Here is an 11848-nt window from a genome sequence, read left to right as displayed (position 1 = left end):
GGAGGTGGACACGGACATCCCGATCCATATCGACAGAACGGTCATCGAGAACGCTCTAGACGGCCAGATCGACATCGCTTATCAGGTGGTGGATGTCTGCAAAAACTATCCCGATGAGCGTGAACCCTGGTCCGTGATTACCACCGTGCGGGTCGACGTGGGCGGCAACCGCCTCGATGCGCCGCAGGTGCTGGTCAATGGTTTTCCTGCTCCCCAGAATGTGATCGATCTTGAGCAACTGGCGGGAGCCGATGTGATTTGCCGGGTGTACACCAATCAAACGGATCACGCGGTAGACGATATCCTGCAACTGACCTGGGTCGGCACCCCGGCACAAGGGGATTCGTCGGTGATCGTCGGGCCTCTTGAGCAAACGGTCCAATTCACCCCTTTCCAATACGACTTCACCATCCCCTACGAATACGTGGAGGCGATTGCCAAGGGGCGAGCGTCGGTGTCTTACGTACGGATCAGGAGCGGCGTGGAGGATCGCCCGTCGAAAAACGCCAACGTCACGGTGGTGGGTGATATTGCTTTGCCCGAACGCCCGAGTTTTGTGGAAGCAAGTGGCAGTGTGTTGGACCCGGACCTGAATTTCTACACCATTTCAGTGCCCTATTACCCGGGGCGCCAGCCCGGAGACCATCTCTACATTGTGTTTGAAGGACTCGACGCCAGCAACAACCCCACTGGTTTCGACATTAACGCCTATGTAAGTAATGAACCGAGTGGCGCTCCGATCCTGCGCGATGTGGACAAGAATGAAATCAAGCGACTCGATGGCGGTTCGCTCACCGTTTACTACTGGATCAATAGCCAACGTAAATCACAGGAATTGGTGTTGTCCGTGGGCAGCGGTCAGCCTTCCATGCCAAAACCCAACGTCATCCGGGCCGACAGCAACGATGTCTTGAACCCGGACGATGTGAACCCCATCACCGGGGCCGATGTGGTTGTGCCATATACGGGCACCCTGCCCAATGACATCGTCGGGCTGCGCTGGAGAGGTTCGCTCAGCAGTGCGCCGGATCAAGAGACGCCGCCGCTGAACCCAGGCTCGGCGGGTAGCCCCATTCCCTTTGTCGTACCGTTTCAATACGTGATTGGCAACTTGAACGGCACGGTGGACACGGACTATTACATCATCCGTACCGGATCTCCGATTCAACGCTCGCTGATACGTGAGCTGACCATCGGTTCGGCTCTGGAGTTGCTCGCCCCCAGCGTCAAGCAGGCCACTGGCAATGCCCCCAGCCAACAACTCAATCCGGTGGCGGCCAAGGATGAACTGACCGTGGAGATTCCGGATTATGGCATCCGACCCGGCGATCAGGTCCGCGTGACCTGGGCCGGCGCACCTGGCGGTGGATCGTACACCAGCCCGCTGCAAGCGCTGCCGGGCAGCCGAGAGATCCCCCTTCCGATTTCGCTCACCGCCTACAACCTGGACCGGTCGGTGACGGTCACCTACACCGTGACCCCTAGTGGAGGCAGCGAATCCGAGCCGTCCCGTGCATTGACGCTGAACGTGCAGGCGATACCCGACATCAGTCTGCCCATGCCGCTGATTCCCCAGGCCGCGCAAGCCGGTATTGGCAGCGAACTGGATCTGAAGACCTTTGCCGGCGATGCGCGGGTCACCGTGGCACCATGGCCGCTGATCGCCGCCGGTCAGCGCGTCTGGCTACGCGCCGAGGGTACGGCGCTCGACGGCTCGCGCTATACCATCACCCTCTACACGTCTTCCGCGGTCCAGGACTCGGAAGTGACGGCCGGGTTGTCCACAACGCTGTTGCGTAGCGAACTGGAGAAATTGCGCGACGACTCGCCACTGAACGTCGTGCTGCAAGTGACCTTCGATCGCAGCTCGACCCAGGCCAACGCGGTCGATTTTCCACTGCGCACCTATACCGTCAAAACTGTGACGGATCCGCTGACAATTGACCGGTCATACATGCTCTTGCGCGGCTATTCCATCAGAGTGTCTTGGCCAACCACTGGTGAGGATCCGAACGGCAATACAGAAGTACGTCAGGCATCGGGAGGGACACCACCGTACCAATATACATCCTCCAACCCATCGGTGGCCCAAATCGAGGGCACTAACAAAGTACGGGGAATGCGCAATGGCCAAGCAACTATTAGCGTGAGGGACTCGCAAGGGGCGACAGTGTCTTTTCTGGTCATTGTCAGCAACGTCTACACTCTAGTCGTGAACGACGGTCCATTCAACGATGCGACCGCAGCGAGGGCTTGGATCAATTCAGTCAATGGCGTTAACATTGGTCAGTATGATAACTTTATCGCTAGTATGTTCAGGGTGTACCGAGGACCATTTCCTTACCCATTCAAACCCATTAATTACTGGCTCGGTAAATACGTCGGCACCGACAGTAGATATAGTTTCTTTAACTATGATACGCAAACTATTCACCTGGCCGACCCGAACAATACGAGCATCAAAGGCGCCTGGGCCTTTGTCCCGTATTGATGCGCCCCCCTCAACTGAAATGCATCAAAGATAGCTAGTTTTATTCAGATCACAAAGGGGAGCCAGGCTCCCCTTTCATTATTCTCGTCAAATTGAATGCAGTGGCCTGCAGTTTTGCTTCACTGCACGTTTTAAGCAATCAGACCCGCAACCGCCACCCCAACACATCCATCAGGTCGCAGCCATCGCGCATGACCATCGCGGGGACCTGGATAATGTGTTGGAAGTCGATGTCATTGGCGTTGTGCAATTCGATATGGGACAGGGCTTCGAGCATTTGCGTTGCCGCCAGAAAGCGCGCGGCGGCGTTGGCGTGGAGAACATCGGTGGGGCTTTCGGCGTCGATCAACAGGCTGGGGATCAGGCAGTCGATGGCGGTGAGGGGTATGTATTTAGACATGGGTAAGACCTCGTTATTAAAGGAGGCTCATCTTTGTTAACGAGTCGCCAAACCCGTATCACCATGAAGGCGATCAAAGGACTATAAACCGCTGGCTTCCGAGGAGGCAATGCAGGCAATTGTTACCAATCATTCTTCCGGCTCGAAGCAAGCGCAAACCTTATTCAAGACAGGGCCCGATGCAAAAAAAAAGCCCGGCGCAATGCACCGGGCGTTTATAAAATCGTCTGGGTTATCCGCCTTGCTTACCAGCTATAGCGCAACCCCACATTCGCGCCAAACGGCTGCTCGATGGACTTGCCATTGGCATAGTCGAAGTCGGCATGCACTTGCAGGTCCTTGGACAGCTTCACCGCCACACCGGCGCCGAACTCGGAGCGCGAGCCGGACAGGTCGTTGTTGAACACGGTGTTATTGACCTTGACCTCATTGTTCTTGGCGAACTCATGAACCGCCGCCGCCCGCAGGTACGGCTGCACCACGGTGCCGCTGTCCAGGGTCAGGTTACGCCCAACCGTGGCGCCGACCTTACCCAGGAACGAACGGGTCTGGTCGCCCTCGGCCTGCAGGCCGTTGTCCAGGTTGTAGTTCTTGCCCTGGATCGTCACCGCCGACAGTTGCCCGAACGGCTCGACGAAGAAATCGTTATCCAGCTTGATATGGCGACCAAACTCGGCGGAACCACCGATACCGGTAGTGCCGTAGTTACCCTTGGACTGGGTGCCATCGCTCATGGCGACTTTCGATTCGTTCTCGAAACGGTTGAGTTTGACCACACCGTCGAAGTAGTAACCGGTTTCCGGCTCAAGCCAGGTGGTGTACCCCCCCACGTAGTAGCTCTTCACATTACCGGTGGTGCCGCCCTTGAGGCTGAGGTCCGAGTTGCTATGCCCGGCCATCGCACCGATCAACCAATGACCGTCGCCCATCGGCAGCGGCGCATCGGCCCCCAGGCTGAAGCCCTGCTGGTTCTGCGAATAGCCCACGCCGGAGCTTTCCGACACGTTGTACTTGTTGCCATAAGCCCGCGCCCAGGAGCCGGACTGGCCGTCGTTGAAGCGCAGTTCACCCATGCGGGTACGCAACGAATACAGTTCGCCGTACCACACGGTCGGCGCGGTGTTGAACAAGGCCAGTACCGATTGGGTACTCGGGCTGACGGTCTTCTTGTTCGGGTCGAGGAACCAGTCGGTGCCACCGCTGCCGTTGCTGCTCGAGCCCAGGCCATAGGAGTAGGTACCGACATCCACCAGGCCAGTGCCCGCCAACGCGAAATTCGCATTACCGGAAGCCGTGTGCACCAGGGTCAGCGCCTCTGGCGATACCGGATCGACACCGGAACCGGCCACCAGCAGTTTGAAGTCGCCGCTGGAAGCACCGGTGACATTCAGCACGTCATGCTGGTTGGTGGCGAAATCCACGTTCATGGCGAAGGTGCCATTGCCGGACAGGCTGCCCACATCCAACTGGTAGAAATTGCTGCCCTGGCCCATGGTGACCGTGCCGCTGTCCATCGCCAAGGTGCCGATGGTGTTGCTGGCGGTCATTTCCCATTGGGAACCACTGTTGATGGTCACGCCATCGACATTGGTCAGGCTGCCTTTGAACAGCGAACCGTTGGCCAGGGCCAGGTTGCCGGTGCTGCCGGCTTCAACGTTGAAGTCGCCGGTCATCTGGGCGCCGCTGAAGTTGAGGTTGGCGGTGCTGTTGCCGGTGACGTCGACATTGCCGGTCAGGGCGCTGTTGGCGACATTGACATTGGCGGTGGAGGCACCCTGGACTTCGAGGATATTGCCGTTGCCACCGATAAGCGTCGAACCGTTCAGGACATCGATGCTCACGTCAACACCTTCCCCCACCAGTACCGCCGCACCGCTCTGGCCGTGGACACTGGTGTTATTGAGCACCAGGCTGCCATCACCGACGCGCTCTGGATCGGCGATCATCTGTATGCCATTGGCAGCACCCGTGATGACACTCTGGTTGGCCACCAAGCCGCCCTGATAAATAAGCACACCGCTACTGCCCGCCCCTGTGCCAGTGACAGAGACGTTATTCAGTTCCAAGGTGCTGAAACCACTCACTTGGGCACCCGCCTCCCCTCCAGAGATCGAGCCCCCGGTGACACTCACCTGGGAACCGCTGGTTGAGCCCGGTTGGCGAACAGCGGACAGACCGACGAAATCAGCGGTAATAGTCGCTCCGGTGAGGGTGCCGGTACTGTTGGTCACATCAACACCGTTGCTCCCCACTCCATTGACTGTTCCACCGTTCATATTCAATGTGGAACCGCCATCAATATTGATCCCTTGGCTGGTTGCACCATTGACATTCAGTGTCGTACCCGCACTTACCGAATAACCCTCGGTCGGGGGCGCGCTGGCATCAATGGTATGTGTACCGCCATCATTGAAAACAGCGGCAAAGACCGACGGGCTGATCACGAGAAAGGCCGGAGACAATACAGCCCAGCGCAGGGATCGTCGTGCCGATATTGGAAAAAAAAGCCGGGTGAGAGTGTTCATGTACTGTTTATCTCCTTCCAACCACGGAAATAGCTGGACGTAGGTGTTGAAAGCGCCAAACTCTACCCATACTCCTCATCAAACTATGTAGGAAAAATCTCACAAAAATGAAAGGTATATCTGACTATCCTGAAGCCAGATTAAGCGCTCCGTGTAAGCATCAACATTGCACCCAAAATAAAACGGCGGAAGAGGTGAACAGCCCCCCTTCCACCGGATAGTCATGCCTCTATCAAGATCAGCTTATGCAAGGCACACCATCGAATGTCCTGCACGTTTCAGTACCATTGATGATCATGAAAACCTCCTTAAAGTCCTCGTTGGAGGGTGCCGGATGACCATTGATTACTGTTTCATATTTGATACTGCAGTATTTATCCGCAATCAACCGTAAGTAGGGCTCATAGGGAACCTTGAAAATAAATCCATTGGTGGCCTGCTCGGTCGTCGGCGTAAACGTATTGGTATAACGAGTTCCGGTAATCGGCAGTGAGCCCGCCGCATCACTCCACCCTTGAAAGGTAAAATCAAGGGTCTTATCGGCAAGACTTGCGGTGGGCTCTCCGGGAACCAGCACTTCAATGACCTCACCCAGGATGGTGTCATTTCGGCGAGAGCAACAAGCAACTATCCAGGTATCCCGGTCGCTTGGATCGAACTCATAGAGATTCTGGAAGGCAGGATCCGGAACAGTAATAGGTACGACTAATACGTCGACTTCTTTAGGCACGGCGTAGTCTACGTTACCGTTGACAGACGGATGAGAAATAGAATAATTGACCGGGAATTTGCTGTCATTCAAACCCGCCAAAACAATCGCCCTTGGGACTTCAAAGGGAACTTTGAAGGTCAGTGGGTCCTCGGTACCCAGAAGATCGTAAACGCCGCCTGGTGGAGGCACCGCCACGTCTCTCCAGTACAGTTGGAAATGATCACCCGCTTTACGTTCTGGGTAAATCGCCACCTCAGCATCAACAAAATCGTACGCAGGATCAGGGCCCACATCCGCAGCTGTCAACTTGTCGGGAACCGTCGTTGCTCGGCCTTGAACGACCACCTGGGCCAAGGCTGGATTCTGCTCGCCAGGTGGATCCTCCGGATTAGGCGGCCCGGGCTTGCGCAAGTCCTTGTCAACCTCGATGAGTGTTACAGGGGGGTTACTGTAGGTATTCCCTCCCCGCCTGATGACATAATCGACATCAACCGTATCAGGACCATCATTACCGTTTTTCACATCGACAAAAGGGACGGTAGCAAAGGTGGGGAACCCTACAATATCAACTTCTGGCTGAGTAATATTATCCCAAGAGACAACAAATTTATCTTGTCCGAATTGAGGACTATCGTAAGCATCGAGCCGAACCAGTACACCGCCACTGCTAATCGCATCCTCGTAGTCAATCAGACCATCTGCCGCCTCAGGTACAACCGTGACTTTAAGATTCGTCGGCCGGGTAGTGAGCGTGACCCCCACCCTCTTGAAATCCGACTCCGGCCCCTTATTACCTTTACGATCAGACAAATAGTAAAAAATGTAATGTGGGCCTTCGGCCGTGCCAATAAGGGCCCTTGTCAAAAATACCTCTATCGGGTCCGCCATATCCGTCCGGGTAAAAATCCCCACTACAATTGAATCCGGAATGGAGGTCCCGTAATGCACCTCGATTTGATCACCGAGTTTGGCATCACCGTAGGTACTAGGAATTGTAACTAGCACCCCCTCCGGGTGAGCGTCCAGATACTCCTTGGTAATACCTTCGCTCTCCACTTGAGGAGGTAATATCACCTCGGGGCCACTTGATCCGCCGTTCGGAGGGAGCGTATCGATATTGACCATCAGTGGAACAGATCCTACCCCGTTGGGCCCCCAATGAAGTCGATAAGTCAATGGGTAAGTACCAGGTGACAAGGTATAGTTCCCGGGAAGATCCAACGTAATTGGGAACGGTATGGTAGTGACAGGTGATGTAAAATTATACCTTGACCCCAAGATACTCTGCCCGTTCCAGTACAATTGAACGAACCCGTTGATACCATCATCATCGATAGGCTCAATACTGTTTATATCCACCTTCAATAGTTGCCCCCGATATCTGGAATGCAACTGATTAGGATCATCATCCGGCTCATCCCCTAATAAAGGGTTGAGCGCGTTCATCACGGGTGCAATAGGATCGGCCTTGGGACTGTCCAACACGGCCAGCCGAGCCTCCAGTCGTGCTTTTTCAGCAGGAGCTAACGACTGGGTAGAGGGTTGTGATTTTTTCTTCGTTGACATTTCATATTCTCCGTTACATGGGATAGAGCCTTATCGCCCTAGACACTTCCCGTGCACGTGCAAACAGATATGACTGACAACAGCACGCAGGGATCGGCGCTTCTCTCTATTAGAAAAAGCACATCTACTGCTCTCAACTCAAGCGACCAACAACACCTTATCCTTCAGGTGGACAGAGATCATTATCGGGGCCACATATAACGTCACCGGGCATCTGCCTAGTGATTTTTACAAAGGGAGATCTTGAGCGCCCAACCCCCCCATTGGCTTTCAACAAACGGTACTGCGCCACGCCTGAATCATTATGCACCATGGGTTCAATCAGCCTGTCGTAGGGTAACACCACCACGTCAAAACCATCCCTTGCCTCGTTATCTGACAGTGTTCTTGAAAAAACATCGGTCACCCCCGGTATTGGGTCCGTTCCATTCAACCCACGACTCCCCTGCCATGTCAGTTCGATCACATCACCGCCAGCAAGGTGAGGATTCCCATCAGCCGTACCGGGAACATGTACCGTTATCCCCTGCCACAACCTGGGCACTGAGCAACAATTCAAATAACCATTTAGATTAGCATCAGGAAACTCCGGCTCCATGAGCCCGGCAAGTAACACAATAGAAACATCAACGTCCGTCACCCGCGCTTGTTGTTGATTGACGCCATTATCCGTGAGGTAATACACCGGTAACGCACGATTGTTTTTATCTTGGGCAATCACATCCCAAGGAATAGTGAACGGAATCACTTGGCCCGCCGTGTCGCCCACCTTGACGGTGTAATCGGCCACGGCTCCGCTGACCGCACCCCAGAACACATATATCGTTTCTCCAGGTTTGGGGTCATCGAAAAGCGCTATCTTCACCGTGGCGTCTTCATTTTCGTCCAGTGCGGTCAACGTATTCAAAATATTTGAATGCAGGCCCCACACTTCCAATTTGACCAAGGTGGTATTGAGCAGCGCCGGCGCGTTGGCGTGATCCTGACCGGCAATCGTAAAATCGACGGGGGCAGTGGCGGGCCCCGAGGGTGGCGTAAAAGCACCACCCGCTTGCACGATGTAATCCACCTGGACCGTCAGTGGCCCCAGGCCCTTGGCCGTCAATGTCGACCAAGGCACATAGATCTGCTGCGGCCATTGGCTGATGTCTACCGGATGTGGGCTCAGTTTGGTGCCGTCCCAATCGACCAGAATGAACTGCGTATCCTCGGGATCGTCATAGGCATCGATTTCAACCGTAACCCCCCCTTGTCCAGAAGCGCCTTCTCGAGCATGCTCACGATCGATCAGACCTCTGCTCGACAGGGGGATTCGAGGGGGAAGCAGGCCGCCAGGCAGCGGCGTAAGGTCGACACGTATGGACGAAAGACTGGACCTTACCGCATTCAGATTTCCCGCCAGGTCCCTCAGACGATAGTAGGCATAACGTGTGCCCGTCCCCCAAGAGCGAATATCAGCTTCATCGTAGCGGACATACATCAGGTTATTATCGACATCATACTGACTGAACTCCTGTTCATTAACAGGCGGCTCGCTCTCAAGGGGGGATTCTGTATTCGTCCAATAATAAATAGCCCGATCCCGCCCCTCCGCGCCCACATAACGTGGTACCCGGACACGCACCTCACCATTATCGATTAAATACTGCTCGCTAACTACCCCATTCAATTCATCCGGAAAAATCATCGATAACGGCTGTTGGCCATCATTCGGGCTTTCTCTATCAATTCGCACCTTGGTCTTCAACGACTCCAGAGGATTGATCCCTCTGATCGTCTTCTCATAAGAAAGCTCGTAATTTCCATGTCTAAGTTCAGCCATAGGGACAACCAGCGTTTTATCGCCTGGGGCAATGGGTGGAACAAAATCATAGGGTGCACCCACCGCGTGAAAAGGAGCCCCCTCCGGACGCCACCCCACCCTGATAGTTTCGGTATATTGTTGAGAAAAATCCCAAGCCGGAACAATAAATTCGAGGTCCCCTTCCAACACACTTCTAGGGACTAAGCCGTCTGCTCGTGGCGTGCCATCATAGTTCTTGATAATGGACTCGACTATCGGTTTAGCCAGATCAGCCTGAATATCACCAGGAACATTAGCATCTCCCGCATAAACAGGATTTTCTTTTGAAATAGCCATCCACGGTCACCTTGATAGTGAAGTCGATAAGCAACACAGAAGAGGCAAGCTAGAATGCCTGAGGTGTGTGTCACGGTGTTGAACCGTGGGTTAATTCAACACCTTTCAAAAGAGCCTGGATACTGTCATTTCTAACAGGTATGCACGCCGTCCGTCGGTTTATCCGAGCTTTCGGGGGGCTAGCACGACACAAACGCTACCTCGGCATCCTTTATCGGGAAGGTCTTGGCCAACTGCGGGCTCAAGCACTTCTCCGCAAACAACGGCCAGACATGCCCCCCAGGTCATACAGCAGATCGACCTTGAGCCGAGCGTTGTAGCGATCTGCCCTTCGGACAAACGGCCTCCGTTTCCCCCTCGAACTGTCAGTTCTGACAGTAGACACATCTCACGCCAGGCTTTTTTAATAACGTCATGTCCGCCTCTATCGCCGTATTGGCTGCCCCTCTCAAACCCAGAGGTGTCTTCCATGAACCGGCGACGTCCCAGCCACTTTCTCTTCAGTAGCCATCCACTGAACCTGAAGCGGCTCTTGCTGGCCTCGATGGTGTTGATCATCTGGGGCTGTACCGCCCAGCAGGCCGGGCGGCCGCTGACAGAAAGATCACCCTCATCAGCGCATTCCCAATTCATCCTGGCCGGACAGGAAACGGCAACACGGATCACCCAACGTTATCGCGATACACGCTCAGACTGCGGCGCCCCCTCCCGGCCCGCTTTTCTGTGCACGGGTATCATCCTTCGCGGCACCAATCCCTCGCCGGATTATCACGCCTGGAACCCGAGCAATCTCTCTGTAACGAGCGGCGGTGTGTCCTTTTCCTATTTGCGCACCGATGCCAAATACAAAGGGCTGGCTTATAGCTATAAAAACGGATTTTTCTTCAGCCCCTATCTCGCCAGCGCAGGCAAGGTGCACCCGGAAGTCCTCTGTTCCTTTGCCATTGATGGGCACACTTTCGAGCGTCCAACGGACAAGGGATGTGGCGCGCATATTCGTTACACGGACAGCGGCTTATGTCGCAACCAGGGCATTACCACCGCTGCGCAGTGGCTGACGCATTACGATCGCGTCACGGGCAACCCCCAACGGCAGCAGCATCAATGTGCGTTCGATGTTCGTGATGCGCTGAACGAACAGGCCACCTCGGCCTTCAATGCAAGCATTGCGGCCATGAAACTCATTCCGAGCGAGTCATTCGCCACGCAAAACGAACTGCGCATCGCCACCTGGGCGCAGAACATCCCCACCCAACTGCCCATCGAAGCGTTCTTTTATGTCAATGACGGGCTGGCGGGAGCCCAGCATGATCAACGGGACTTCTACCGGGTAACGGGCATCAATATCCCCATCATCCGCATGACCCTGCCCGCCGTGGCGGCGAACGACGCGACCTTCGAGTTTCGCGCCCAGGACCAGGTCGATCAGGACGAACTGGTGATCGCGCCGTCGGTCATGGTGCTGGATGGCCTGTCGATCAAAGCCAGTTGGCCCCGCCTTCGCGACTCAGTCGGCAATGCCGCCACCCGGCTGCCCACTGGCGGTCACCCCCCCTACCGGTATGTGTCGAGCGCACCGGCCGTGGTCTCGGTGAATGCGGCGGGCAAGGTCGTCGGCGAACGGACCGGCAGCGCCACCATCACCGTCTATGATGCCAGCAACCAATCGGTGTCATACCCGGTGCAGGTGGGCAATGTCTTTCTGTTGGGCATACAACCCTACCCCTTTGCAGACGTGCACGCCGCCAACGCCTGGGTCGCCAGTCAGGGGGGCCACTCACCCGGCCTGGCAGGGGCAACGGATCTGGCCCACTCATTCGGGCTCCCCCTGCCTCCCGGCACCATCGGCGCGCAGAACTACTGGCTTCTGACCACTGAAGGTTGCCCGGCCGGTCTGTCCCTGTATTACTCGTATCAGAGTGGTAACTACGGTTGTGGCAATAACGCACAACCCGGCCTGGGTGCCCTGTACATGATCAGATACTGAATGTGACGGTGCTCGACCCAAGCGTGC

Annotated in this window: 6 protein-coding genes; 2 read left to right on the top strand and 4 right to left on the bottom strand. The window is 55.4% G+C overall.

Going from position 1 to position 11848, the window contains the following annotated elements; all coding sequences use genetic code 11:
* Positions 1-2491 (top strand): hypothetical protein (locus M5C01_RS26660; RefSeq protein WP_248764416.1); only part of this gene is annotated, 2491 nt, incomplete at its 5' end.
* Positions 2492-2630: 139 nt separating this feature from the next.
* On the opposite strand, the gene M5C01_RS26655 is transcribed toward M5C01_RS26660, so the two are convergent.
* The 4 genes from M5C01_RS26655 to M5C01_RS26640 form a co-directional block, all read right to left on the bottom strand.
* On the bottom strand, positions 2631-2891 hold the full coding sequence (locus tag M5C01_RS26655) for a short-chain dehydrogenase (protein WP_152741473.1): 261 nt from the start codon (positions 2889-2891) through the stop codon (positions 2631-2633).
* A gap of 245 nt (positions 2892-3136) precedes the next feature.
* Positions 3137-5122 (bottom strand): autotransporter outer membrane beta-barrel domain-containing protein, encoded by a 1986-nt coding sequence (locus tag M5C01_RS26650; RefSeq protein WP_248764415.1) that lies wholly within the window; start codon positions 5120-5122, stop codon positions 3137-3139.
* A 532-nt stretch (positions 5123-5654) separates the two neighbouring features.
* Positions 5655-7694, bottom strand: a complete 2040-nt coding sequence (locus tag M5C01_RS26645; protein ID WP_152741475.1) for a hypothetical protein — start codon at positions 7692-7694, stop codon at positions 5655-5657.
* Between the two features lie 157 nt (positions 7695-7851).
* Positions 7852-9834 (bottom strand): hypothetical protein, encoded by a 1983-nt coding sequence (locus tag M5C01_RS26640; RefSeq protein ID WP_152741476.1) that lies wholly within the window; start codon positions 9832-9834, stop codon positions 7852-7854.
* Positions 9835-10303: 469 nt separating this feature from the next.
* Between M5C01_RS26640 and M5C01_RS26635 the strand changes: the two genes are divergently transcribed.
* The gene (locus tag M5C01_RS26635) at positions 10304-11821 is read left to right on the top strand and encodes an Ig-like domain-containing protein (protein WP_152741477.1); all 1518 of its coding nucleotides are present in this window, start codon (positions 10304-10306) and stop codon (positions 11819-11821) included.
* Positions 11822-11848 lie beyond the last annotated feature (27 nt).

It is taken from the genome of Pseudomonas sp. MWU12-2319 (assembly GCF_023242525.1).
In the GTDB taxonomy this organism is placed as follows: Bacteria; Pseudomonadota; Gammaproteobacteria; order Pseudomonadales; family Pseudomonadaceae; genus Aquipseudomonas; species Aquipseudomonas gingeri_D.
The sequence above is the reverse complement of the archived record's forward strand: the minus strand, read 5'-3'. Positions and strand labels throughout refer to the sequence as shown.

Excerpts from the sequence above, each read along its gene's own strand:
- M5C01_RS26655 (WP_152741473.1), bottom strand. The coding sequence starts at position 2,891 with ATGTCTAAATACATACCCCTCACCGCCATCGACTGCCTGATCCCCAGC.
- M5C01_RS26640 (WP_152741476.1), bottom strand. The coding sequence starts at position 9,834 with ATGGCTATTTCAAAAGAAAATCCTGTTTATGCGGGAGATGCTAATGTT.
- M5C01_RS26645 (WP_152741475.1), bottom strand. The coding sequence starts at position 7,694 with ATGTCAACGAAGAAAAAATCACAACCCTCTACCCAGTCGTTAGCTCCT.
- M5C01_RS26635 (WP_152741477.1), top strand. The coding sequence starts at position 10,304 with ATGAACCGGCGACGTCCCAGCCACTTTCTCTTCAGTAGCCATCCACTG.